21 protein-coding genes and 3 pseudogenes are annotated in these 26,421 nt (G+C 35.4%); 16 read left to right on the forward strand and 8 right to left on the reverse strand.

Annotated features, from left to right (window positions below; genetic code table 11):
* The 3 genes from ACTSKG_RS17630 (at position 1) to ACTSKG_RS17640 (ending at position 3,391) form a co-directional block, all read left to right on the forward strand.
* Positions 1 to 471: a FixH family protein gene (locus ACTSKG_RS17630; RefSeq protein ID WP_464755832.1), complete on the forward strand. Its 471-nt coding sequence runs from the start codon at positions 1 to 3 to the stop codon at positions 469 to 471.
* Between the two features lie 93 nt (positions 472 to 564).
* Positions 565 to 1,134 carry a TetR/AcrR family transcriptional regulator gene (locus tag ACTSKG_RS17635; protein ID WP_464758060.1) on the forward strand — a complete coding sequence of 190 codons (570 nt, stop codon included), beginning with the start codon at positions 565 to 567 and terminating at the stop codon, positions 1,132 to 1,134.
* Between the two features lie 67 nt (positions 1,135 to 1,201).
* The gene (locus ACTSKG_RS17640) at positions 1,202 to 3,391 is read left to right on the forward strand and encodes a YhgE/Pip family protein (RefSeq protein ID WP_464755833.1); all 2,190 of its coding nucleotides are present in this window, start codon (positions 1,202 to 1,204) and stop codon (positions 3,389 to 3,391) included.
* Positions 3,392 to 4,411: 1,020 nt separating this feature from the next.
* Here ACTSKG_RS17640 and ACTSKG_RS17645 read toward each other — a convergent pair.
* Entirely contained in the window at positions 4,412 to 4,942 is a 531-nt protein-coding gene (locus ACTSKG_RS17645) for a hypothetical protein (protein ID WP_464755835.1), read from the reverse strand.
* 257 nt (positions 4,943 to 5,199) lie between these two features.
* Between ACTSKG_RS17645 and ACTSKG_RS17650 the strand changes: the two genes are divergently transcribed.
* The 5 genes from ACTSKG_RS17650 to ACTSKG_RS17670 all read left to right on the forward strand — a co-directional run bounded on the left by ACTSKG_RS17650 (position 5,200) and on the right by ACTSKG_RS17670 (position 10,696).
* The gene (locus ACTSKG_RS17650; RefSeq protein WP_464755836.1) at positions 5,200 to 6,549 is read left to right on the forward strand and encodes a transposase; all 1,350 of its coding nucleotides are present in this window, start codon (positions 5,200 to 5,202) and stop codon (positions 6,547 to 6,549) included.
* A gap of 1,558 nt (positions 6,550 to 8,107) precedes the next feature.
* A complete protein-coding gene (locus ACTSKG_RS17655; protein WP_464755837.1) occupies positions 8,108 to 8,677 on the forward strand; it encodes a hypothetical protein in 570 nt (189 codons plus the stop codon).
* Positions 8,678 to 8,945: 268 nt separating this feature from the next.
* Entirely contained in the window at positions 8,946 to 9,662 is a 717-nt protein-coding gene (locus ACTSKG_RS17660; protein ID WP_464755838.1) for a nucleotidyltransferase domain-containing protein, read from the forward strand.
* Positions 9,663 to 9,764: 102 nt separating this feature from the next.
* Positions 9,765 to 10,106, forward strand: coding sequence for a hypothetical protein (locus ACTSKG_RS17665; protein ID WP_464755839.1), 342 nt, complete (start codon positions 9,765 to 9,767; stop codon positions 10,104 to 10,106).
* A gap of 146 nt (positions 10,107 to 10,252) precedes the next feature.
* Positions 10,253 to 10,696, forward strand: coding sequence for a hypothetical protein (locus ACTSKG_RS17670; protein WP_464755840.1), 444 nt, complete (start codon positions 10,253 to 10,255; stop codon positions 10,694 to 10,696).
* Between the two features lie 227 nt (positions 10,697 to 10,923).
* Here the strand turns inward: ACTSKG_RS17670 and ACTSKG_RS17675 are convergent, their stop codons facing one another.
* Positions 10,924 to 12,159 carry an IS110 family RNA-guided transposase gene (locus ACTSKG_RS17675; RefSeq protein ID WP_464758061.1) on the reverse strand — a complete coding sequence of 412 codons (1,236 nt, stop codon included), beginning with the start codon at positions 12,157 to 12,159 and terminating at the stop codon, positions 10,924 to 10,926.
* Positions 12,160 to 13,234: 1,075 nt separating this feature from the next.
* Between ACTSKG_RS17675 and ACTSKG_RS17680 the strand changes: the two genes are divergently transcribed.
* Both ACTSKG_RS17680 and ACTSKG_RS17685 read left to right on the forward strand, forming a co-directional pair.
* Complete coding sequence (locus tag ACTSKG_RS17680; protein WP_464755841.1) at positions 13,235 to 14,116, forward strand: methyltransferase; 882 nt, start codon at positions 13,235 to 13,237, stop codon at positions 14,114 to 14,116.
* A gap of 337 nt (positions 14,117 to 14,453) precedes the next feature.
* A complete protein-coding gene (locus ACTSKG_RS17685) occupies positions 14,454 to 14,855 on the forward strand; it encodes a hypothetical protein (RefSeq protein ID WP_464755842.1) in 402 nt (133 codons plus the stop codon).
* Between the two features lie 141 nt (positions 14,856 to 14,996).
* On the opposite strand, the pseudogene ACTSKG_RS17690 reads toward ACTSKG_RS17685, so the two are convergent.
* Positions 14,997 to 15,883 (reverse strand): annotated as a pseudogene (locus ACTSKG_RS17690) (IS110 family transposase).
* A gap of 138 nt (positions 15,884 to 16,021) precedes the next feature.
* Between ACTSKG_RS17690 and ACTSKG_RS17695 the strand changes: the two are divergent.
* Positions 16,022 to 16,222: pseudogene (locus ACTSKG_RS17695) on the forward strand (cupredoxin domain-containing protein); the annotation flags it as partial.
* A gap of 292 nt (positions 16,223 to 16,514) precedes the next feature.
* Positions 16,515 to 17,249 (forward strand): polysaccharide deacetylase family protein, encoded by a 735-nt coding sequence (locus tag ACTSKG_RS17700; protein ID WP_464755843.1) that lies wholly within the window; start codon positions 16,515 to 16,517, stop codon positions 17,247 to 17,249.
* A gap of 90 nt (positions 17,250 to 17,339) precedes the next feature.
* Here the strand turns inward: ACTSKG_RS17700 and ACTSKG_RS17705 are convergent, their stop codons facing one another.
* From ACTSKG_RS17705 to ACTSKG_RS17715, 3 genes and pseudogenes are all read right to left on the reverse strand, one after another.
* A complete protein-coding gene (locus ACTSKG_RS17705; RefSeq protein ID WP_464755844.1) occupies positions 17,340 to 17,561 on the reverse strand; it encodes an integrase in 222 nt (73 codons plus the stop codon).
* 516 nt (positions 17,562 to 18,077) lie between these two features.
* Complete coding sequence (locus tag ACTSKG_RS17710; protein ID WP_464755845.1) at positions 18,078 to 19,466, reverse strand: VanZ family protein; 1,389 nt, start codon at positions 19,464 to 19,466, stop codon at positions 18,078 to 18,080.
* A 136-nt stretch (positions 19,467 to 19,602) separates the two neighbouring features.
* A pseudogene (locus ACTSKG_RS17715) lies at positions 19,603 to 20,265 on the reverse strand (transposase); the annotation flags it as partial.
* A gap of 940 nt (positions 20,266 to 21,205) precedes the next feature.
* On the opposite strand from ACTSKG_RS17715, the gene ACTSKG_RS17720 reads away from it, so the two are divergent.
* Complete coding sequence (locus ACTSKG_RS17720; protein WP_464755846.1) at positions 21,206 to 21,661, forward strand: GNAT family N-acetyltransferase; 456 nt, start codon at positions 21,206 to 21,208, stop codon at positions 21,659 to 21,661.
* A 190-nt stretch (positions 21,662 to 21,851) separates the two neighbouring features.
* Positions 21,852 to 22,316, forward strand: coding sequence for a VOC family protein (locus ACTSKG_RS17725; protein WP_464755847.1), 465 nt, complete (start codon positions 21,852 to 21,854; stop codon positions 22,314 to 22,316).
* 632 nt (positions 22,317 to 22,948) lie between these two features.
* On the opposite strand, the gene ACTSKG_RS17730 is transcribed toward ACTSKG_RS17725, so the two are convergent.
* Both ACTSKG_RS17730 and ACTSKG_RS17735 read right to left on the reverse strand, forming a co-directional pair.
* Positions 22,949 to 23,902: an ATP-grasp domain-containing protein gene (locus tag ACTSKG_RS17730; RefSeq protein WP_464755849.1), complete on the reverse strand. Its 954-nt coding sequence runs from the start codon at positions 23,900 to 23,902 to the stop codon at positions 22,949 to 22,951.
* Position 23,903: 1 nt separating this feature from the next.
* A complete protein-coding gene (locus ACTSKG_RS17735; RefSeq protein WP_464755850.1) occupies positions 23,904 to 24,962 on the reverse strand; it encodes an LLM class flavin-dependent oxidoreductase in 1,059 nt (352 codons plus the stop codon).
* A 265-nt stretch (positions 24,963 to 25,227) separates the two neighbouring features.
* On the opposite strand from ACTSKG_RS17735, the gene ACTSKG_RS17740 reads away from it, so the two are divergent.
* Both ACTSKG_RS17740 and ACTSKG_RS17745 read left to right on the forward strand, forming a co-directional pair.
* Positions 25,228 to 25,998 (forward strand): DeoR/GlpR family DNA-binding transcription regulator, encoded by a 771-nt coding sequence (locus ACTSKG_RS17740; RefSeq protein WP_464755851.1) that lies wholly within the window; start codon positions 25,228 to 25,230, stop codon positions 25,996 to 25,998.
* 49 nt (positions 25,999 to 26,047) lie between these two features.
* Entirely contained in the window at positions 26,048 to 26,395 is a 348-nt protein-coding gene (locus ACTSKG_RS17745) for an NIPSNAP family protein (RefSeq protein WP_464755852.1), read from the forward strand.
* Positions 26,396 to 26,421: the final 26 nt, after the last annotated feature.

Here is a 26,421-nt window from a genome sequence, read left to right on the forward strand (position 1 = left end):
ATGAAAAAAATATTAACGGTATTAGCATTAACGACATTGGCTTTAGCGGGGTGCGGCGGTAAAGAAGCGACAACGCATGAAACTCACTCACATAATGAAGGAACACTTGAAGAAGTAGTAGTAAATATTCAGACTCCAGAGGCACTACCGGTAGGGGAAGAAATCGCATTATCTGCAAAAGTTACTCAAGGAGATAAAGCGGTGGACGATGCAGATAAAGTGGAATTTGAAGTTTGGGAATCTGGAATGCGTGAACATGGTACAATGCTAGAAGGTAAATTAACGAAAGATGGGGTATACGAAGCAAATTATACTTTTGATCATGATGGTGTTTACTATATGTTTGCGCATACGAACGCGCGTGGCCTACATGTAATGCCTAAACAAGAACTTAAAGTCGGCAATCCCGATATGAGCAAAGTAATGCCTGATGATAGTGATGATTCAATGAGTCACATGCATCACAAATAATCACTTGCACAAAAAACAAAATAAGCGTATTATAATGACTAGATGACTGGAATGGTTTTCTGGTCATTTTTTTATTTTAGGAGATGAGTAATGGTGGATCGTAGACAAGAAATAATTCTAGCTGCTACAAAATCCTTTTCTCTATTTGGTTTCAAAGCAACTACCATGGATCAAATTGCTAAAATTGCTAATGTAGGAAAAGGTACTATTTATACTTTTTTTGAAAATAAAGATATCCTTTTTCAAGAAATTGTACTTCGGATGATAAATGAAATGAAAACGGAAGCGCAAAATGTCTTGAAAGAAGAAGCCTCGTTTCAAGAAAATGCTCATCACGCACTAATGAAGATGCTGGAATTCCGTGAAACACATCAGCTATTTGCTAAAATTATTGCTGAAGAGAAGGAGTTGCGAACTCCCGCAGTACAGCAAGTTTTAATACAAATTGAACAAGAGATCGTTTCATTCATTCAAACGAAAATGGAAAAGGCAATTTCAAAAGGTGAAATTAGTAATGTGAATAGTGAACTTGTTGCTTATCTACTATTCAAAGCTTACCTAGCATTTGTTGTAGATTGGGATTTGACACATAAAGAACCACTCTCTGAAGAGAGTATTGCTACCTTGTTTCAGGATACTATTTTTCGTAGTCTCTTAATTTGAGACTTCTTTTTTTGAACAAAAGTGACTGGATGAGTAATATAGTCATTCGGTATTAGGGGGATCTAAAATGATAAAATCAGAATGGAAGAGTATATTTAAAGATAAAAAAATGTTGATTTCTATTATTGCTGTTTTATTTATTCCGGTATTGTATGCAGCAGTGTATTTATGGGCTTTTTGGGATCCATATTCAAACTTAAATAATTTACCTGTAGCAATTGTCAATTCCGATAAAGGTGCCGATTTCGACGGTAAACAGCTTGTTCTCGGAAAGGAATTGACAGATAAATTAGAGGAAAGTGACCAATTCCATTTTGTTTCAATGAATAAAGAAGAAGCGGAACAAGGTTTATTAAATCGAGATTATTATTTATTGATTGAAATACCGGAAAACTTTTCTCAGCATGCAACTACTTTATTAGACGATCATCCCCAAAAAATGGTGATAACATATAAGCCAAATGAAGGGTACAATTTCCTTTCCTCTCAAATTGGAGAAACTGCGATGGAACGCATTCGTGCACAAGTGAATGAGGAAGTTACTACAACTTATGCGGAGCAACTTTTTGATTCGATTTCAAAACTTGGGAACGGTTTTGCAGATGCATCAAATGGAGCAGGAAAGTTAAAAGATGGGGCATCTGAAGTCAATAATGGAGCAAGTGATTTAAAAGGATATTTAGAGCAATTGGCGAGTAGCACGATTGAGCTTCGTGAGGGAACCGGAAAAGTTGCGACAGGTATACAAACAGCAGTAACTGGTTCTTCTCAATTAAACGATGGTCTTTCTAAGCTATCTAATGGTTCTACGCAATTAACAGAAGGTGCAGGCCAAACAGCAACGGGAGCTGAATCATTAAAAACTGGTATTTCACAGTATACAGCGAATGTTGCTAAACTGAATGAAAGCTATCAACTGCTTAGTGAAAAAGACAAAGCGTTAATTGATTCATTAGCGAAATTACAAACTAGCTCTACTACTTTAAATGGCAGTGCAGAGCAGTTATCGAAAGGTTCGTCACAAGTTACAACGGGTATTCAAGCACTGTCAAAACAAATTGCGGAAATAAGCACATCACTTCCATCGGAACAAGCTACTGCCTTAACTGAAACATTAAAGCAACTTGAGAATGGAAGTACAACTGTTACGGCGGGCTTAGAAAAACTAACAGATGGGACAAAGGCATTATCAAATGGGACAGCTCAAGTACGTAGTGGAGCAGAACAATTAAGTGCTGGATATACACAAGCTAGTCAAGGTGTTGCCAAGTTAAATGAATCATCTGTTTCATTAGTAGAAGGCTCGGCTAATTTAGCAACAGGTACAAATACACTTGCTGAAAAAATGAAAGAGCTAAACACGGGAGTTAAGCAAGCGTATGCAGGTTCAAATAGCTTAGTGAGTGGTTTAAATCAGTTGAAGTCAGGTTCATCTCAATTACAAAAAGGAACAGGTACGTTAGCTGAAAAATCTGGAGAACTTGCAGACGGATCTACAAAATTATCGGATGGAACGAAAGCATTAGTAGATGGAACAAACACATTACAATCGAGTCTACAAGATGCAAGTAAAGAAGCAGGAGACGTAAATGCAAATAACTCAACTTATGACATGGTAGCCTCTCCGGTAGATGTGAAGAAGGAAGAAATAAATGCCGTACCAAACTACGGAACAGGTCTGACCCCTTATTTCTTATCGCTCGGATTATTTGTTGGGGCATTAATAATTTCCGTAGTATTCCCATTAGTGCAAACGGTTGTTAAGCCAACAAGTGGAGCCAAATGGTTTGCAAGTAAAACAACAGTCTTAGCAGTTGTTGGTGTTTTACAATCTCTAATCGTAGTGGCTATTGCATTATTTGTACTTAAATTGGAAACACAAAGCGTTGGCATGCTAATCCTTACTGCGATTATTACAAGCTTTACGTATTTAGCAATCGTACAGTTATTAGTATCGGTTTTAGATAATCCAGGAAGATTTGTTGCTATTCTCATATTGATACTACAACTATCAACAAGTGCTGGAACATTTCCATTAGAATTAATTCCACACCAATTACAAGTTTTTAATAAGTTATTACCGATGGCTTATTCAATTCAAAGTTTTAGAGCAGCAATATCCACAGGAGATACAAGCTTTTATTGGCATAACAATAGTGTACTAATAGGGTTTATGCTCGTTTCGCTAGTTCTAACATTTGGGTACTTCCTGTTATTGTTTAAAAAACGTTATTCTAAGCAATCAGCAGAAGCTTAAGGGCACTGAAAAAGTACTTAAATTCGGCTTTGTGAGATAGCTTTGTCCAATAAATAAGAAAATCGTTGAAACGGCTCCCTTTCCGCGGGCGTTGCCTCAGCCTCCTCGCTTCGCTGTGGGGTCTTCGGATAACGCTATTCCCGCAGGAGTGTCGCCTTTTTCAACGATTTTTTAATAATGAAAAACTGGTGTGTGTGTCCTATTATTTCTTAAAGAATACTTATCTTAATAAATAGATAGTTTTTCAATTCGTACACTTCGTACGGGGGCTCGCTGGTCCGTACTTCCGGAGGATTCTGTGAAGATGTCAAAACATCTATAGAATGAGAGGGAAAATGAATAACAATTCAAAAGGTCAATGAATTTTGAAATTCACCAAACCCTTTGACCTCAATCTGGAGCGCCTATCTCATGAAAGGATGAGATAGGCATTTTTAATAAAGGCTATATTAAGGGAAAGGTGATTTATCGTAAAATGCATGGTGACACTTACCCTACATCTTAATTCAAACTGGATATTTATGTTAAAATAAGATAAAGTTTGTGAAGGTTTACACTTCAACTAACGGTGGAGTTATATACAATATCAGCAATATAACGTTGATGTGTTGCACCTTTTATCATTGTTTACATAAAACCGTAGATAACGTCTAAGGACTTGACTTGGAGCCTCTGTGGGTATGATCTGTCTTGAAAGGCTGTAGGAGGGTGTTTCAACAGGCAAACAAGCCTATCATACCCACCACTCCAAGTAAAGTCCTATGTTTGTTAACGTTAATAACTATTAATATAATACTGTAGATAATGAGTCTACAAAGATAGAAAATTGGTGTTTTTGCTATCTTTACTTACGTTGAATACGGTAGAAAATCATACTGTATATAAGGTGCAGTTAGTTGAACAAGGTGATAAAAAAAGCCCTGTATCAACAATTAATTTAATCAAAGATACAGGCTTGTAATTTTGAATATTTTATTAACTAAATTTAACTTGTTTATGCTCTAGGTTTTCAAGTAGGAATTAATAATCTAATTGACGCAAATACAATAGTAGTTCATTTTCATTTATTCTTTTAATTTTATATTTACGGATTTGGCTTTCAATTTTCTTGTGCTCAGCATCTTTACTACTGAATAGGTTTGCTATTTGAAAAATTGCTTCTGCTAAAATAGTAACTGTTCCAGCAGAACCTAATTCCAATCCTAAAGTTTCTGTTTCTGAAAGTTGTGCTTCAGCAAATTTATCTATTTCCTTTTTATACTCACCCTTGATTACAATATAGGTTTCTTTATTTTTAAAAGCTAGTAGTAAATCTTCTACATTAAATACTTCAAAGTATGCATTTTCTTGTTCTAACCGTATTAACTCTTCTAAAACAGCACCTTCACTCTTCTTTACTGTTTTAGCAATTGCTTGTATCGTTTTAACTGAAAAACTGCTTACATTTTTTTTGTTTACACTTGCGAGCATTTGCTGACTTATTCCAGTTTCTTTGAATACATCGTACCGTTTCTTTCCGTTTTTTTGCAAATAAATATCTAAAAGGCTCATTTCAAACACCCTCCAATTGATAAATTATTTTTTACTAAAATTATTTTTACTCAATTATATTTTAGTATATGTGCGAGTTTTAGTTTTTGTGCAAGTAATTGTAAATAAATTTTTAGATTTATTTTTTAGTTGAATCAATTTCATAATTCTGAGCCCTTGCGGCTCTAGACCTAAAATGGCAAGAAAATAGAGCACCTCCCCAAATCCTGTATAATGAGAGTTACGACACACACATTAACAGACTGGAGAAATGCTCTATGCCTATTATACGACAAGAAAGCCTGTTTGACATGCAAGTTTTATTCGATTTGGAACCTACCCAACGTTTTAATTCGATTTTATCAGGTATTGATATTCATCCAATCCTTGATGTTGTGATGAAAAAGTCTCGACTCGGACCTAAACAATCACTGAATTACTCCGCTATGATTTATTCGTTAATCATTCGAATCACTGAACGTATACCATTCATAAAGGACCTAGTGAAACGCCTAGATACAGACTTACGATTCAAGGTAGATTGCGGTTTCCTAGTTTCCGATGAGATTCCATCGGAAGCTTCTTATTCACGCATGATTACATTGATTAGTGAATCAAATGCGTTAGAAGTTGTTCAAGAGCGACTTCTACAACAAGCAATATCGGAAGGATTTGTCTCCGATGAAACAATTGCCATTGACGCAACCCATGTTGAATCACGTGATCGTGCTCCATTTAAAACAGATAAAGTTAAAAAGGAGCCCCAAAAGCGTGGTCGTAAAAAGAAAGAAGAACGTGAACAGTGGCTACTTGAACAAGCTGAAAAAGAAGCTAGTATCCCACTTTATGGAAAGACAATTGTCGATCTACTTGATGTGCCGCTTCAGGAGCTTCGTTCCTCTATGCCAATTGAACCCAAATGGGGGGGCAAGATGAATAGTGAAGGAAAGAACGTCTTTTGGTTCGGATTTAAGTGCCATCTTGCCGTTGGGACGAAAAGCCAAAACATCCTTCAATCGCTGTTTTCTTCAGGTAGTCTTAACGATGGAAAAGCTGCAATCCCTTTATTGAAGGGTATCCACGACCGTTTGCCCTCTTTAGAAATCAAGCAGGCGACAATGGATGCTGGCTATGACTATGATTCAATTTATGAACAAATTCATCGTATCGGAGTTCAGTCTGTCATTGCCTATAATAAGAAAAATGAGCCCGAGCCAATTGGATTTGATCAGTATTTCGCACCAACATGCGTGCGAGAATACAGCTATCGATATGACAGTTATGATACGAAGTACAAAACACTAAAATATACTCGCCCAAAAGAATGTGTAGACTGTCCATTAGCCAACGATAGTCTATGTCAGAAGGTTTATAAAAAGAAAATCGCAGATGATCTTAGACGGTATACAGTACCGGCAAGAGGCTCGATGAAATGGATTGAAATCTATAAGGAACGAAGTGCCGTTGAGCGTGTAAACGCTTATCTCAAAGGGTATTTTCTATTGAATCAGATTTACCATTGTACAGGGAAGAAAGCTAAAGTCCATTTCGACTTGGTTCATATTGCGTACAACGCCTGCAAATTCGCCGTTGATCTACTGGCCAAACTTCAACTTTCCGCAGCATAATTAGCGATTTCATTCGTTTTTTTTAGAAATCATTGTAATTCTGTTTCTTTATGATTTTTTAAAAGTGCGCATTATGAAATTGATTCAGTTGCAATGGTTTTATAAAATTAGTTTGTGAAACATTGTACTTAAACTAACGCAGCAGTTTAGTTTAAGAAAGATAGGATGATTTTACCTAATGAATTTAACAACGAAAACGATTAGTATAAAAGAATGTGAATATAAAGGATTCTTTTAGAAGGGGTAAAAATGAACGATTTAATAGCTTTATGCTGAACTTTTTAGTTTTCTTCGTAATAGGTATAATAGTAAATGTAATTTTTAAACATGATTTAAACATCCTTACCGCCTTTTCAGCGGCATTTGGACTCTCTTTTGGTATTGTTTTTATTGGTAAAAATTATAAAGAAAGATGATTTATTATTAAACTACCGTGAAAATTAATTTCTTCAAGATAAGAAAAAAGACAATACTTAAGAAGACCCCTGCTTAATCGTTAAAAAAAAGAGAAGAGCGGACATTAATAAGTCTATTGTTTTCGGTAGACTATTAGTATTGACTCCACTAACCATTTTCATTCTCTGTGGTGCAGCACTATTTTGTGCTGCATAGATGGCTAACGGGTGCTTTAGTAAAACAAGACCATCAAAAATGATGGTCTTGTTTTATGTACCATGTGAAATGTTACACTTAAACTAACGTCGCAGTTTAGTTGAACAAGCAAAATACATTTTTGATAATTTAAAATGGAAAATTTAATTAAAAATGGAATCTCAATTCGTTTCAAACGTAAGTAAAGAAGCAGGTTAGTTCAATAATGATTCTTTTTGCTCGTCTAATTCGTATGCAATATAAAAATCATACCTTTTTGTATTATATAACAATTATAGAATCATAATTTCGTTTCCTACTTTATAACAACTCCAATCGATAAACTATTTATAAAATTATTCAAAGGGGTTTATACTGATGCCGACGATACCAGAATCATTTCAGCCATCAATCATCTATACTACCGCCGCTTATTTTTTTTGTTTATTCCTATTTGTTATTTTTAGAATTATCGTTTTTAATTTTGCTCTAAAAAACATTAAACGCCCACTATGTATCGCTTTCGATATTTTTCTTTTCGTCATAACAACAATTTGGTTCCTTTCTCAACATTCACAAGACTTTATTTATTACGGTTACGATTCCCCCGTATTATTAATTGTCGGTTTTGCCTATTTCGTTTCAATAGTCGATTTCATATACAATTATTTTTTATATAAAAAGATAAAATCCACGAGTTTATAAACTCGTGGATTTTTATTCTTGTCGCTTTTTTAAGTTAGTACCTAATAGCAGTCCACTGACAATCAGTATAAATATTTGTACTTCAACTAACGGTGTGCTTTAGCAAAATATGGCCATCATTTTGATGGTCAATTTTTTATGTTCAAAACATTAAAATGATCTCAGATATGCATTGTGAAATGTTACACTTAAACTAAAGAAGCAGTTTAGTTGAATAAGAAAAATATAAAATGATGTAAATAGACAAGGTGAGGCGACCAATTTGAAAATAGAGATAGCAACAAATCAGGAGATTGAAAAATTGTATTTAAAGTTTAAAAAATTCAATACCCATCTTCTTGAGGAACCAAAAAAGATATTTCCCTTTATTGGTATTATGGATGTTTATAATCAAGTTCTTACGGAGCAAGAGGCACGAGATTTACTAAGTAGTTATGAGCAACATAATTTAAAGTATGGTTCCAGATTTTTAAGTGCCTTAATCGAGATGTATCATACAGATAATGAAGTATTTGTATGTAATAAAAAAGGATTAAGCAAAGCAGAATACAAATTCATTTTAAGTTCATTAAATCGGATTGAGGCGAATATTTTTAGAAAGATATTTGCTACAAGCAATGGCATATACAAAATTGGTGATGAAGAGGCACTTCAGTTTCTTATTAATCTTTCAGTTGAGGAATTGTATTTTTCGAATTTTTTCTTCCCTTCTCTTGACACCGTTTTAATAGGGAATTATGAGCTATGTTTCCCTATATATAGTAAGACAAAGGAAGGATTTGAGATATGTCGGGAGATTATTGAGCGAAATGCTTTATTTATACGAGAGTAATCATAAAAAAATGTACATTTGGTTACTGTTCTTATTGAACTAACGGGTAGCTTTACTTCAAGAAGGAGTAAAGCCTTTTTTCTTATTGAACTAACGCCGCAGGTTAGTTCAATAAGATATTGTTTGTCCACATTATCATAGTTATATAATTAGAGGAATGCAGGAAAGGTAGGAGATTAATACGGCGATTTTAAGAGCTGGGTATGGTCTAGACCATACTGGATTTATTGAAAGCGATGTAAGCATAGATAATATTGATAATGATTACGTGCCTTGCATTCGAGATTCTGTCGAAAGTCTTAGAAATTCATTTCAAGATCAATTGCACAGTGTTTATTTGTACGGTAGCGTAGCCAGAGGTGAAGCGGTTGTTTTAAAATCAGATTTAGACCTCATTGCTATGTTTGATGGCAAACTGAGTTCCGTTAAGTTAGCGGATTTAAAGAAACTTGCTGGAGAACTGTCTCAAAAGTATCGATCTCTGGTTCGTGAAGTTGGAATAGTTGTTGCATATTACGACTATACGGTTTCCCCCTCAAATTATTACGAAAATGCCTTTCTTAAAGAACTCTGTGTTTGTGTCTACGGAGAGGATTTAAGAGACCGATTTGGTCCGTATAAACTTACATCCGAGATAGCCATTCGCTTCAATGGTGATATTTGTGAGGCTCTTACTCGGACGTTAAATAGGTTAGAAACAGCTTCTGACGAAGATTTTAAAAAGTTTTCACAAGGTTTCGCTCGCAAACTCATTCGAACATACTATTCAATGGTGATGGTGCGTTCTCAGATTTGGTCGACACGACTTCACGAGCAATCTGAAGTCTTTATCCACCACTTCCCGGATAAAGAATCTATTATTCGAACCCTGCTAAATTGGATAGATGAACCACCGACGGACCGCGAAGCTGTATATGAATTGTTTAAGATCGAGGGTGAGTGGGCTAGTGTGAACTTTACACATGAAGCCAATATTTCATCTTAAACTAACGGGTGCTTTACTTCAAGAAGGAGTAAAGCCTTTTTTCTTATTAAACTAAAGAAGCAGTTTAGTTCAATAAGCTGGTAAACCATAGGAGGTGAATTAATGAAAAGAAGGTTACTATATTGTTTTTGTATTATTTTCTTGGGTGCTTGTAACAATTACAGCGAGCCCTTAATAGATGGTGAAATGGTTAAACTCACAATTGAATGTATAAGTGGTGAGACGATTGAGATTGAGGAACAAAAAACCATTAATAAGGTACTTAAGGAAATCAGCCAATCAAGAAGAGAAGGTACACAAGAAATGGAGTTCTCAATTGAACATCGAGGTACATTTGAAAACAGTGATGGCGAGTCAGAATCTTTTCATTTTTTTAGCGGTGGGAAAGCCCTTGTGTCTGGATATTATGTTCACTCAAACATTGATGATTTTTGCGGGAAATAGTTTTGAACAGTTAGAAATTGTTTTTTTTAAAAGCCTTTTTCTTATTGAACTATAGCGGCAGGTTAGTTCAATAAATATTCTTCAACTTAATTCCAATTGGTTCGTATAAAGAAGTAAGATACAAAAAAAAAGGAGGGCGGGGGATTATGAAGTATTTCCTAATTGTTATATTGAGTTTATTGTTAGTTGCCTGTACAGATGATGAGGTTTTGTATTCAAATACTCCTGATAAGGCAATAGAGTTATTAGAATCAGAAGTTGGTTTTGTTAAAAATATGAACGTTATACAGGAAACGGATGTAAATGTTAATAGAAAAATATATGTTTTTGAAGGAGAAGGAGCAATTAGTGATAATAGTGAAAATAAAACTCAATATTTTGTAGCACTTGTTGAAAAACAAAAAAAAGGTTGGGTTGTCTTAGAATCGAATGGAATTGGAGAACCTTCAGACCGTAGTATTGCAACTGGAGGAAATTATTTTCAAGCTGGCTTTATTGACATATCCGAAAATCTACAACTGAAGAAAAATCAATATGCTCTAAATATACCTGAAAAAGATTATTCAATATGGGTAGAGTTATTAGAATAGTAATTGTAGCTTTTAAACGGAGCTACTCTCCCACAAGGACATTCTCTTTAAAATTAATGAAGCAATGTTTGTGAAAAGTTACACTTAAACTAAACCAGCCAATAGTTTGTCAATATTTATTAATGAAAAACAAAAATAGTTCATGCTATACTAAATTTGGGCATGCCAAATAGCCTTTCAAACTTCTATGTTTGGAAAGGTTTAGGCTCTTTAGTTATTTTTTAATACTAGGCCAGATCTTGGAAATCTGATTTGCTTTTTAAAAGTGCATAAATCCAATGTAAAAGTTTATTTGCACATGCTATTACAGCTACTTTAAAGGGTTTTCCTTCTTCACGTTTCTTATCATAAAACTCTCGTAACCTCATATTTCGAGGAATGAGTTCATCTGTCGTTCTCTTCTTGCGACAATCACGAATGGCACTTTTAACGGCCATATATAAGGCGTGGCGTAGTCTACTAGAACCTCTTTTGGTAATCCAATTCAAAGTACCTTTGAATGTACCAGATTCAAAAACGCTCGGATCAATTCCTGCAAAAGCAACTAGTTTTTTAGGATGATTAAACCGATCAATTTCCCCAATCTCAGAAATAATCGTTGCCGCGATTTTCTCGCCGATACCGGGGATCGATTGGAGAATCTTATATTCTTCCATGCTTTTCGCTAAAGCATCTATCTCTTCTTCCAGATTGGATAGATGTTTTTTGTATTCCAGAAGCATTTTAATATACATATTCATGCTTAAGATAAGACTACTGTATAAGGTTTTCTGGAATGGGTTGCGATCTGCGGCAGCCTTCAACTTTTCTGACTGACTGTTTGCCCATTTTTGCGAACGACTTTTACAGAATTCCTTTATTTTTTTGGCGATTGTTTCTTCACTTGTTGCCAATACTTCCTCTGAAGTAGGAAATGCTTGTAAGGAAAGTAGGGAAACATCTGAATACAGATCTCCAAAAACCCCACAGTATTCAGGAAATACTTGATCTAAAACGGATTGGAATTGCAGTTTAGTTTGTACATACATACCTGTAATATTTTCATGTTGTCTTGTAAGATTACGTAAATTTAAGAGCTGGATTCCTCGCTGTTTATAAGGCTCTAGGTCCTCTTTATAAAACATCTCGCAGAGATGACGGGCGTCAATGATATCAGTCTTTACTTTACGTAAACTTGAACTCTTTGCTCGATACGAAACGAGTGGATTAACCATGATTAATAAATATCCTCTGTCTTCGAAAAATTGGACAACTGGTGTATGATAATGGCCAGTAGATTCTAAAACAATAGGGGGCATTTCTCCTGAAACCTCTTCTATTTCTCTAATAAACTCTAAAAGAATTGTCAGCCCTTCAAGTGTATGAGCTACTTTAAAGCTCTTTTTGTACGGGTGCTTTTTATCCAAGAATGCTTGAACCTGACTCTCGCCTTTTGCCACATCCAGACCAATTACTGGATTCATCATTATTTTCCTCCTTGTCATACAATTAACCGGTAACCCCTATTCCTCCATGTAGTATCATAGCTTCGCTTGTTATACGAGATCAGAGTCCCAACCAGCCTCAATCATGTTTCTACAAGTAGGGGGCGAACTGTTTAGTTGACGGGATCACTAGTCCCACGGGTGCTTACGTTCTACCCCGGCTACCGCAATCATATATCGATATAAAAAAAGGTCAACCAGAAATATCTGGCTGACCTTATAATACGAACGGTTGCTTTAGTGAAAATCGTTGAGCTGCTGAGGCAGCTCCTTTTTTCTTATTGAACTAAAGAAGCAGGTGTGCGGCCGAGCCTAGGTCGTATCATATAGCGGGTGGGATTCCCGCCGAGAAAGAACTAGCCATTCACTCGTAGCGAGTCTTGGAGGGCTAATGGTAACATTAGCCTTTAAGCGTAGACAGTTAGGTGGCGGACCGAAAGCCAAATGGTTGAAGGGATTGAGCTCCATAATGTTAGTAAATCGAGAGGGCTGATGCTTTACCTGCAGCAGAAAGCTACATTTTATCCATCGTTAAAGGCAAGAAGGATAAAACCTCTCTGGAGTCAGAGACCTTGGCACGTCACACATGGATATGATACGGCAACTCGGGAGGCCCTACCGGTCTTTTCTTCTTATAGAAGAGTATGGTGTACAAGCGATAATAAGCAAGGAAACCAAATGCCGATGTAGGGAGTCGGATAGTAGCGTAGTACCTATGAAGTTGGGTAATGCCGATGGAGGAAAGGCCGCTACCAAGTCATCACCCTTACTAGGGACACATTTACTACACTCAGTGGTAGGGATAACAAATGGAAACAAAACTAGGAAGGATAGCAGAATTAGCAATAAATCTTTTACAAGAAGAGCTATAAATATATTTTGTGAATGGTGACTAGGAGGAGCCGTGTGCGTAAATAGCGCAAGCACGGTTCTGTGAGGGGGGAACACAATCTACCGCAAGGTAGAGAGGTTCCCTTCTACTCGACTAGTTGAGGAAGGAATTGTAGGATTTGTATAGAATATTTTCTTTAAAAGAAAAATAGGGGGGACTTAAATGGAGGAGTATTATTGGGATACCCAACTGGAATACCTCAAAAGAACGAGGGATTTATATTATAACGATGACTATTTAGAGTTTTTAGTGAATAGTGTTTGGAAGATTTCCAAACCAGTACATATTATTGATTTTGGTTGTGGATATGGGTATTTAGGGCTTAAATTATTACCTCTATTACCGAAAGACTCCAAATATACAGGGATAGATAAAGGACATCAACTTATTAATAAGGCGATAGAATATTTTCATGGTCTTCCGTATGAATCTGAATTCTTTGTAGCAGATACCAATGAGATTGAATTAGCGGGTAAGTACGACATTGCTGTTTGCCATGCTTTTTTATTACACATGTCTGAACCCAAAAAAATGCTTCAAAAAATGGTAAATTCTATTGTTAACGATGGAAAAATAATTTGTTTTGAACCACATTGGATTTCAGGTATGTCATCATACGAACTTGGAGGGTATGAACAATCACAAATTGTTCCACTTGGTATTTTGCAGAAATTATTCGAAGAGAGTACAAATAAAACTGGAAATGATGGAAATATTGGAGCAAAAGTACCTAAATATCTATCTGAATTGGGCGTGAAGAACATTGAGTGTAGAGTCAGTGATAAAGTTAACTTTCTCTATCCAGATGAGAATCAACAAGATAAGAAAAAATTGTTCTATTCGCTTAAAGAAGATGGAGTAGGTGGAGAACCTATAAATAAGGATCAGTTTATTGAAAGTTTGACAAAACGAGGGGTTACATTTAAGGAAGCACAGGAACAATTTGAGGCTGAACTACTGTTTTCACAAGTATTTAACATGGATTCCTCTTTAATATACGCACCCAGCATGAAAATTACTTTTGGAGATATAAAAAAGTGTTAATTAATCTCAACACCTTTAGTTCTTCTTCAACTACCATGAAAATTAGTTTCTACAAGAAAAGAAAAATGACAATACTTAAGAAGACCCCTGCTTAATCGTTAAAAAAAAGAGGAGAACGTACATTAATAAGTCTATTGATTTCAGTGGACTACTAGTATTGACTCCTCAAACCATTTTCATTCTCTGTGGTGAAGCGCTGGTTGTTGCGCTTCATGGATGGCTAACGGGAAGGACTAAAGCCTTTTTCTTATTCAACTAAAGCCGCAGTTTAGTTCAAGAACAACGAGTTTGAAACTATCACATTATTTTTACCTTATAAAGATAAAGGAGTGAAAATTTGAAGGGAATTACTGTTATTATTTTTTCTTTACTACTTTTAGTAGGGTGTAGCCAAAGTGGTGTTCACCAGAATACGGAATTAGAGGAATCCATTTATTCCATAGTAGAAGACAAAAATATAAGTGAAATAAACATTAACTCTTTAACAACGTTCGACTGGGATAAAGCTTTTCTATTTGCACCTTATACTCCGCAAGAAAGTATAGAGGAACAATTAGGTATTGATTTTAAAGACCCAAGCAATATAGTTATGAGGGATGATATCTATTTATTGGTTTTCGTTAATGACAATAAGGTTGTTCATTATGCAGAAATAAATCGTCAACAATCTGATTTTTCCATAGGGGAAAAAGAATATCTTACTCCTTCTAATGCTTCAATAAATATTGAAAGGTATTAAAAGAGAATTTTCTTATTGAACTACCATGAAAATAAACTTCTGTAATTTAGGAAAAAAGGCAATACTTAATAAGACGCAGCTCATTCGCTTAAAAAAAAGGGGAGAGCGTCTAATTCAATGGACTATTGTAGGTGGACTGGATTAAGATGCTTCGGATTCTTGTATCGTAACTGTATAACCTAAACTCTCAAGTCTTCGTAAGGAATGCCGAACAATGGATTGCTGTCTCTTTTTATCAAAGTAGTCTTCGCCTAAGTTTACATATATTTCTTTTCGTGTTAATAGGTAGTAAGCTATTCTCAACATGGCATGTGCTACTACAATTCCTGCTCGTTTCTTGCCTTTTCGTGCTGCTGTACGCCTATACAGTGTGCCGAGATAGTTTTTAGATCCTCTTACAGAATGAGCTGCTTCTGTTAATGCTGATCTCAGATATTTGTTTCCTTTCTTGGTTTTAGCTGATTTTCTTTTTCCAGCACTTTCGTTATGACCAGGAACTAATCCTGCCCAAGAACACATATGAGCTGCACTGGGAAATTGTTTTTTCACATCAGTACCAATTTCAGATAAAATTTGTTCCGCCATTCTTGTAGCTATTCCAGGAATAGAATCCAGTCGGTCAATATCATCTTGATGTGTGCTTACTCTTTCAGCTACTTCTTGATCTAACACTGTCTGGAATATAACTAGCTTTTAAAAGTCCATGACTAAGGAGTTTAGCAATCCATTCTTTCGTCCTTCACATCTGTTTTACGTCCAGGGACCGCCTTCATGTGTTGGGCATTCACAACTAGAAACTCAATGTCTTCAGCTTCTAATAAATTCACAATAGGTTTCCAGTAAACACTCGTGCTTTCCATGGCAACATGCGTACAGCTATTCTCTTTAATCCAGTCCACTAACTGTAATAAAAAAATAGTTTTAGTTGAAAATGTTTGAATCTCCTTTCCTTCTGGTGTGATAATGCACGCGGTTATATTGTCCTTATGAACATCCATACCACATGCTCTTTCAATGACTACCTCCATTGAAAAACATCCTTTCTACGGCTCTAATTATTATTGGAGGCTGGTGCAACAATCAGAATAGGATTAATCTACCATGTGTGCTTCCCGTAAGGGAGCGACAGTCAGTGGTGCACCATAGTTCATCGACCTTTTGCTAATGGAAGAACGACAACGTTGATATTGAAAAACAAAGGTACGAAAAAGCACACCTTCACTGTGGAAAAGCTCGGAATTGACGCCGAAGTCGAGCCGGGAACAGAAAAAACCATTACCGTAAAACCAATAAAAAATGGTACATATGATCTGATATGTCGGTACCATTTCCAGGAAGGAATGGTTGGAAAAGTAACAGTTAATTAACAAGCAGGGCCAATCGGGCCTTGCTTTTTTAATAGGCAACGGTAACTTATTTATTATTATCCAGACATAATCATAACAGCTAACTTTCCTCCACAAACGAATGTTCCTTTAAAAAGGGAAATGCTCACTTTTTGTAAAGTAAAGAGGTAGGTGAGAAAAATATTTTTGCCATATTACTAAAAAATTGAAAAAAGTAGGTAGATGGAATCAATATTGGAGAAATCATAATAGTCCTCTGTTTTTGAGGAACAATAAATTGAAAAGAAAAAAATGTTATAAAGCGAGGAGTTTTATGAAAAAGGTTGCAATGTTTTTCCTATGTCTTCTTATATTAATTCTTCCATCACAAGTTTTTGCTCAACGTAAAGTACCTATTTTAATATATCATTCGATTGACGAATTTGAAGGGCATGGTTCTAAGGAGTTATATGTAACACCGAAAAATTTCGAGAAACAAATGATTTATCTAAGAGACCATGGCTACACATTATTAACTTTTGATCGATGGCAAGACATTTATAAAGTAAACAAACCCATTTTCATTACCTTTGATGATGGGTACAAAAACAATCTGAATGCATTTGATATCTTTCAAAAACTGAAAAACGAACGTTTTAAACCAACTGGTACCATTTTTGTTATTTCTGACTTTATCGGTCGCTCCAACCGATTATCGAAATCGGATTTAAAAATGATGGCTGATTCGGGGATCATCTCAATTCAGTCTCATACTGCTACACATCCTGATTTGACGAAAATAGAAAATTATGAATATGAACTGAAAGGGTCCAAAGATAAAATTCAAAAAATAACAGGCAAACCAGTTAATGCTCTTGCGTATCCATACGGAATTTTCAGTAACAGTGTCGTAGCAGAAACGAAGAAATACTATTTGTTTGGAATTACGACAACTCCTGAACTATTTTCTGAGAAGGGCATAAAAGACGAATTCTATCTTTTACCACGGATCTATATCAAGTATTCAACTACTCTTGATGACTTTGCAAAGATCGTTGACGGAGAATAAAGGCGATTACTATACCAGGTAATCGTTTTTTCTTTTGGAACAAAGGGGTTATTCGTGTTTATAAGAAAATCGACCAACGAAAAAATGATTTCATAAGCGGATACGATACGCAAGACTCGCCGGTTTTAAATGCTTGCCGGATATAGCGAGATATTCCTTCAGTTTATTTGTATCCAGCAATTCCATCTCTATATCCTTAAAATAACCAATTAGTAGCAAAGACTGTAACTGGTAGCCCTTCAACGTTTGAGGAGTAAAGCCCTCTATTTGTTTATCGGCTTCAAACGAAGACCATGCTTTTGACAGTAACAATTCCTTTCCCCCTAAAATAGTAATATTAAAAGGATTATTGCCAACTTAATAGCATAATAGACATAAGAAGTGTTAATAGACAATAAGGTCTTATACTTTTTTGGTATACATTTAACTCAAAAAATAATAAAACGTTTTTAGGATTAATAATTTTTTGTGTTGATTATATAAAATAGAACATCTGATTACATACGTTTTGGAATGGTGAGAGTTTCATAATTTTGTGATTTATTATGGGTACTAAAGCAAGTTGTACAAACGTTTTATTGCCTCAATGTTATTGATGATTGGGATACTTATCTTAAAGAATAAGTGATGATACTACTTTACTTATTCAATGTAGTGTAGTGCTATAATTTAAAATCTCATAAATAAACGCATAGAAAAATCCCTGCTTTTAATATAAAAGTAGGGATTTTGGCGTTTTAATAGACTTAGGGATTGGTGAGAAATAGGGGAGCTTATTGAAGAAATTCGCCCGATTGTGGAAATTGGGAATATCAGCAATAAAGTTTTCTAAATTCCGGGTACTAAAATAGTCATTTCCTCTCCATCTACAGTACTATAGAAAGCATAAACAGGTTGATAATAGCCTTTGGAATCTAAATAGTAACTTATCTCTATTTTATGAATATGAAAGGTTTTTATTATTTTATTTTCAGAGTAATATTTAAATTTTCCATCTGAAATTTCTTTATGTGCTTCTTGTTCGCTTTTTATTTGAACATCTTTTACCTTGTCATAGGTTATTAATTGATTCTCAATTCCCTTCACTGTATCATCGTTATAATAATTTACCGTTAAAGAGCCATCTATTAGCTGATTTTCTATTGCCTTTTTATCTATCGTCCACTCATAAGTACCAGTATCGACTTTTTGAAAATGCGAGTCATGTGGAATATCTATGCCGAATTTTGTTAAGTTTTCTTTTAAGGTTCCTTCATCTACATCTTTTCGCTCTTTATCCTCGTCAAAGCTTGAAAAATCCGTATAACTATAACTCCCATCTAAGAATTGGAATGATAGATTAAAAGACTTTTCCCCATAAACCCTATAAACACCTAGATCCGGGTAAGATATATCCTCTATATCCGAATCAATATTTATTCTTTTAAAAAAGTCTTGTACAAACTCATCAGCAGCTACCTTTGTATAACTTGGTGCTTTATACACTGGAACTGTTATTCTATTATCGTTGAGCTTTATATCTATAGTGTTTGTTGCTTGTGTCATATCTGTTTTATGATTTGGCATAATAGGAAGATTTCCAAATTCCTTAAAGTTATAATACAAAAGCATACTTCCGAATAAGATGATTACTAAAAATAACGGAGAAAAGTAGAAAAAGGATCGCTTTATTCCCTTTTCCTTTACGGTAATGAAGCCCATGATGATGCCATATCCAATGATGGCCCCCAAAAGATTATTGAATAAATCATCAAGTTCAAAAATACCGTATCTTGTTATGAACTGGACACTTTCAATGGAAAGTGTGAGTAACGCGGCCATCCCGATTGTCCATACAGCTTTTTGAAATCGTGCATGCAATAATGGAAAAAGAAACCCGAACGGTACAAACATGAATATATTTAAAAGTATAAACTGCCAATGCCTTACACTAAAACTATACCAAGCCTCTCTGTACGATGAAAACAAAGATAATTCCATCCCGCCCTGATAGTTTTGACCTCTATTCAAAAAGGTTACGCCAATAACCATGATGATATAACTAATAAATAAACCCACAAGAAGTAGCTGCCTCTTTGGAAGATTTTTCTTCCCTCCAAAAAGTTTTTTATAGACAATGAAATACACTAGAAAAAAGATAATCCCTAAAACAATTACGGCTATTAATGCCAGAAAAAAGTACTCCTTGACTATACCAATGATTTCTTCTAACCTCATTCTCTATCTCCCTCATGCAAAACCAAGATATGTTAATCTCTTACATTAACTTTTATTTCTTTACTATATCACTTCTAAAAATTTTCCAAAATATTATATTCAATTCCTACCCAATGGTGCTCCATTAAATGGCCCTTTAGCTTAATAACAAAGGCTCTTTTTCTTCTTTAGATTTATTTAATTCAGCCAAGTTAATACCACAAGCAGCTGCATGGATAACTGGATCGTATTTAACGTTATTTTTCAGTAGAGAATAGATTAAATTAGCCAACTTACCACACAAATGACCAATTGCTTTTTTCTTACTCATTCCTTCATCAACCTTACGGTCATAATAAGCTTTAAAAACGGTAGGGTGAGTTTTACCATTTGCCAATATTATTAAGGTCATCTGGTATAGAGCACGACGAGCGTCTCGAACCCCGCTTTTAGTTTGTTTAGTCCCTTAAACAGAAGTCCCAGATTGTGTGTTTTCGGCCGATACACCTAAGTATTTCTTAAATTCTTTATATGTATTGAATCTCTCAATTTCACCAATAACACCAATTAATGTACAAGCTATATTTTCACTAACAAAGGGGAGGGACAGTAGGATTTCAGTATACGGATGGGGTAGAATTCGTTTTTCAGGTACTCCCCATAGAAGGTTATGAATTTCCTGATCTATCAGTTTTAAACTTTCTTCAAGCCGTAAGGCTTCTTCAATAACCCACTTTTGGCGGCCTACGAGATGCTCAACAGGAACGGCAACTGTATTAGGCATCACTTCTGCTAAAACTTTAGCAGCTTTTTTAGCAACATTTTACAGAGTTTCTCTAATGTGAGATCTCACGTTGAATACAAGGGTACATTGATGATTAAATTATATCTTAATTTTTCAAATTAAAAAAGCTTACCCTGTTAGCATGTAGTCTATTAAAATGACTATAACAAAAGTTAAAGCATTACAGAAAGCATTACAGAAACTAACGGTGTGCTTGTGCGGCCGAGCCTAGGTCGTATCATATAGCGGGTGGGATTCCCGCCGAGAAAGAACTAGCCATTCACTCGTAGCGAGTCTTGGAGGGCTAATAGTAACATTAGCCTTTAAGCGTAGACAGTTAGGTGGCGGGCCGAAAGCCAAATGGTTGAAGGGATTGAGCTCCATAATGTTAGTAAATCGAGAGGGCTGATGCCTTAAGCACAGCAGAAAGCTACATTTTATCCATCGTTAAAGGCAAGAAGGATAAAACCTCTCTGGAGTCAGAGACCTTGGCACGTCACACATGGATATGATACGGCAACTCGGGAGGCCCTACCGGTCTTTTCTTCTTATAGAAAAGTATGGTGTACAAGCGATAATAAGCAAGGAAACCAAATGCCGATGTAGGGAGTCGGATAGCAGCGTAGTACCAATGAAGTTGGGTAATGCCGACGGAGGAAAGGCTGCTACCAAGTCATCACCCTTACTAGAGACACATTTACTACACACAGTAGTAGGGATAACAAATGGAAACAAAACTAGGAAGGATAGCAGAATTAGCAATAAATCTTTTACAAGAAGAGCTATAGCTATATTTTGTGAATGGTGACTAGGAGGAGCCGTGTGCGTAAATAGCGCAAGTACGGTTCTGTGAGGGGGAGGAACACAATCTACCGCAAGGTAGAGAGGTTCCCTTCTACTCGACTAGTTAAGAAGGATTTGAGTGGATAGTTGAAGAATATAACTATTAATAAAAGATTTTAGGGAGGGTAAAAATTTGATTACATTAAAAGTCATGGATTCTACCGAATTTCAGCGATATTTTAGTAATGCTGTAAAAAACTACGCAGAGGAACATGTAAAAGCAGGTAATTGGGATAAACAAGAATCAGTTCAAAAGGCGACAAACGAATATAATAAGTTGTTACCCGAAGGAGAGAAAACTGCAAATAACAAATTGTTTACAATTTATGCGGATGACCAAAAGGTGGGGATGATTTGGTTGGCACTTCGTTCTAAAGAAAAAGGGTTTATTTATGATGTCCAAGTTTGGGAAGGTAACCAAGGGCGTGGCTATGGTAAACAAGCAATGAAAGAAATAGAGGAAGTGGGAAAAAACATAGGATTAAAAAGTATTGGACTCCATGTTTTCGGTCATAACAAAGTTGCACGAGGCTTATACAAAAAATTAGGATATACAGAGACTGATATCATAATGGAAAAGGTGTTATAGTTTTTTCCTTACATAACGAGGTGCTTTACTTCAAGAAGGAGTAGAGCCTTTTTTATGAACCTAAAGGTGCAGGTCAGTTGAAGAAGGATCCGAATAAGGAACATAATTAAATAATATTAGACCTTTGGATGAGGTGGAATATTTAAAAAATTGCTACCATTAATGTAATCATTCAAAAAGAGGTGTTATTTTGATAAAAGGTTTATATGAAGCACATTTGCCAGTGAAAAATTTAGATAATTCATTGGAATTTTATAAGAAATTGGGCTTAAAAATGGCTTGGCGTGGCGAAGAAACTGCTTTCTTTTGGATAGAAGAAGGTAAAAGTTGGTTGGGTTTGTGGGAAGGAAATGAAGTTCAAACTCCATACCACCCTTCTTTACGACACATTGCTTTTCAAGTTTCATATGAAGATTTAAAAGAGTCTTTAAAATGGTTAGATTCTATTAAAGTTGAGGGAGTGCCATTTGGTGGTAGAGAATCTATTGAGCCATTTATTCGACCACATCAAGGCAATGCTTCAGTTTATTTCAATGACCCAGATGGTAACAGTTTAGAATTGATGTGTTATGTTGAAGTTCCAAATAGTTTAAAACATATTACTGAAAAGTTGTCTTTTGAAGATTGGGAGAAATTAGCTAAAAATATAAAATGATAGAAGGCATAATCTATTTTTCTTACTTCTTCATTTAACTGGGCTAATCTTGAAGAGATTGAGCTACATAGGTGGCTCTTTTTCTTATTAAACTAAAGCAAGCAGGTTAGTTCAAGAGTGTTGATTAATTTGAGGTACCCTCAAATCTATAATGAAGTCTCTTAAAAGGAGTAAAACGATGTTGATATTGAAAAAGATTCCTTTATAGAAGTGAAACTTTCAAATTTATATATGCATAATTGGGATAAAAATTAAATGCTTGCTTTATAACTCTCTTCAACTAAAGGGTGATTTAGTAAAAAATACAATGAACTTGGAGATACATTTCCCAGCTCATTTTTAGTGCATTTTTATTTTCTATGAAATAACATGTATAATCTGGTACTTAGAATGCGAAGTTCCTCAGCCTTAACTTATCTGCGGTTTCCAAAGTTCCGTGAACGCACGCCAGGATAAGAAGAGGGTGAGGGTCAAACTACCGCCACAGGAATACCAAAAAAATGGATTGAGAAGTGACACACACAGTCACTTCTCAATCCACAAAAGTCCCCGGTAATAGTGTAGCCAATGTTTCGTACAAAGCACTCGGAAAATGGACGAGACAAGATGCACTTATAGGTTGCTTTTTCTTTTTACACCATTATTTTATTTTGTTCATTCAACAAAGCTTTTTCTAAAAACTTAGCTAGTTCTAACATGCCATATTTTCCGGCTTTCGCTTCTGCATCCGCATTGTAGTTTGTATTTGTATTCACATCATACGTATATACTGTACCATTTGCGTCTGATATGAATTCAATACCGGCGACAGCAATTTTATTCGCTTCCAGGAAAGACTCATATCTAGTGATTTGTTCTATATTAATAGCTTGAATAATTTCAAACTTTGGTTTTTCTTCTTTTTCTTCACCGACAGGGCAAAATAAGTCATCTATTTGGCAGGCATCTGCAGGACATAATTCAAATCCATTCGATGTATCTACACGCACCGCATATACGAACTTTCCACCAATAAATTCCGCTCTTGTAATAAAGGAAGCAGGGGATTGTATATATTCTTGGATGAGTGTAATCCCATCAACTGGGTGCTCATAGGTTTTACTATCTAAGTAGTTTTCAAGAGCTTCAATTGAATGAAATAATTGCACCCCTAATCCTTTGCCTGCACGATTATGCTTTGTTATGAACGAAGACACACCAATTTCTTTTGCCGCTCTTACTATTTGATCCCGGCCAACCGCACCAATTGTTTTCGGGGTACGTATGCCTGCCTTTTCTAATGCGAGTTGTTGATTAATTTTGCTAATTTCCAATTGCAATGCCTTCGTACCATTAAAAACTGTTTTACCGTGAAACTCTAGCCAAGTAAGAATGCCAGCAGTTAATTCGGGTGCATATCGGTGGTTTCGTGTATGTGAAGATGCACTCATTCTACTGTAAAAGACTCCATCAGGTGGTACAGAAGTTAAATCTACTATACCTTCATCTAAATGCCAAAGTTCATAGGGAAGGTTCAATTCTTCTAATCGATTAGTTAAATGCACTGTCCATTCATCATTTTCATGTATTACATATACTTTTGACATATTAAATTACCCCTTGCTTATCTCGTTTTAATTGTTCAACTAGTGGTATCACTTGCTCGGAGAAGCGTTTCATTTCGGTATGTTGTGGAGAAAATTGTAAAATTAATAAATTGACCCCTGCTTCTTCGAATGCAATAATTTTTTTAGCAATTTGTTCTGGCGTTCCGATTAAACTTGGACGTAGCCCTCGATTAGAAACCGAGTAATCTTGCAGTTGTATATCAACATTTAAATGTGACTTGCTTACAAAGTCTTGATAGCCTGCATAGCCAGCTGATCCTTCTGTTACATTAGTAATTCGTGCAAGTTCCTCCTGCACTTCTTTTTCTGTATCTCTACAAATAATGTAAGCAGCCATCCCGAAATTTTCTAAAGGCTCTTTATTTAAGTTGTGACGTCGTTGTTTCATATCTGCAATTTTTTCCGCTATTTCTTCTACTGTCCCACCGTGCATAACATAGGAATCGCATGTGTTTGCGATTGTTTGTTTTCCTGTTTCACTTTCGCCACCCGCATATAACGAGATATGTTTGTTCCCAACTGGTTTAGGCTCTAAATAAGTATTCTTGTAATCATAGAAGTTGCCTTTGAATGTATAAGGAGTTTCGGTCCATAAACCCTTTAATACGGAAATAAACTCTGCCATACGAGCATAGCGCTCATCATGTGCAGTGAAGATGCCTCCATATTGTCTTGCTTCTTCCTCCCACCAAGCAGATACAACATTTAATGACAAACGTCCCTCGCTAATATGATCGATATTAGTAGAGGTTTTTGCTAACAACGCGGGGTTGTGAAAACCAGGGCGAATCGCTGTTAAAATTTCTAGCTTACTAGTCACTGCTGCAATAGCAGCTGCAGTAGACCAAGTATCTAAAGAAGGAGCATCTATTCCTTTAATATCATTTAAATTTAATTCTGCAATTAACGTTAAGTCGTATCCCCATTGCTCCGCATTTTGAGCCAACTCTTTTACATATTCAAATGAAACGGGCATTTCCTCATTTTCCACATTTCGTAACCAACCACCGAAAATCGGTAACCAAAAACCATATCTCAAGAAATAACACTCCTCACTTTTTATATATTCAGAAACATTTAATTGATAGTAATCCTACCATAATACTTTGTTTTAAACAATAGGATATATTTTTTGTGTTTGTTGCTATAAACATGCACAAAGAAGAATAAAAACGAATAATAAAGATAAAATGTGTTGACTAAAACGAATGAACATGAAAAAATGAGAATATAATGGCAGAAATGTTAGGGGGAACTCTAATAAACATGAAATAGGAAGAATTATTTAGAAAGGGGATGAATGAATGTTTTCCGAAGAAAGACGAGGACAGATTTTAGAGAAGTTGAAAAAAGAAGGTCGTGTTTTAGCGAAAGAATTAGCAAACGAATACGCTCTTTCCCTAGATTCTATTCGTCGTGATTTATCGATAATGGAAGAACAAGGATTACTAAAAAGAACACATGGAGGGGCAATTTCCATTCCGGATGTTCGAACGATGCCCAAACCTCCTTCTAAGAGGTTTGGTGAAGGATCGGTATATCAAAACGCAATTGCAAAAAGTGCAGCAACTTTTATTAAAGAAGGGCAAACTGTATTTATCGGTGGAGCGGCAATCCATTTTGTGATGCTCAAGTATTTACCTATGGATATATCCTTCAGCGTTATTACGAATTCTGTGGAAGTTGCCTATAGTTTACGTGAGGTGGATAATATTCAACTATATTTGATTGGTGGGAAAGTAAAGAGTTCTGGAAATATGACGGATGCATTGGCTAATGAATTTGCTTGCCAGTTCACGATTGATTTATGTTTTGCAACAGGGGGTGGTTTATCACAAAAGGGCTTGAGCACAGCGACCCCTGAAGTGTCGATTTTCCATAAAACCGTTTATGACAACTCTAAAGAAGTAATAGGTCTTATTGAACACTCAAAGTTTGGAGTAGATCTCTTTAGCAGAATGTATCCGCTTCATAAAATAGATAAGATTATTACAGATGAAGAGACCAGTAATGATAGCATCGATATAATTAGTGCAAGTGGAGTTAAAGTGATTGTAGCTGAAAATCACTTATAAAATCTCAATTACTCACTGTAATCTGAAAGAACAAATAGGAGGTTTGTATATGTTTTATAGGAGGAAATTTTATACTGTAAATAGTAATTTTGTAGAGAAATTAAATGAACTTTTCAACCAAACTAATTTACCGAATCAACTAAAGTATGGAGCGCGTTTGGTTGGGAGATGGATGAAGGATAACAAAGATAATACCTTTGAAATTTTTGCTATTTGGGAATATGACAGTTATGAAGATTACATAGAAATAGAGAACAATGTAAAAAGTGACCGTGCTCACGCTAAACGAATTAATGACTGGTACGAAAAAAATGGTGGTAAAGAACATGTATTTAATAAGTATATTTTGGAAGTTAGAAACGAAGCGCTAGTCTCAACTCAAATTAAAGATAACTAATAATGAGAACTACTCTTCAACAAATG

The sequence above is a fragment of the Psychrobacillus syltrankelensis genome (genome assembly GCF_055454035.1).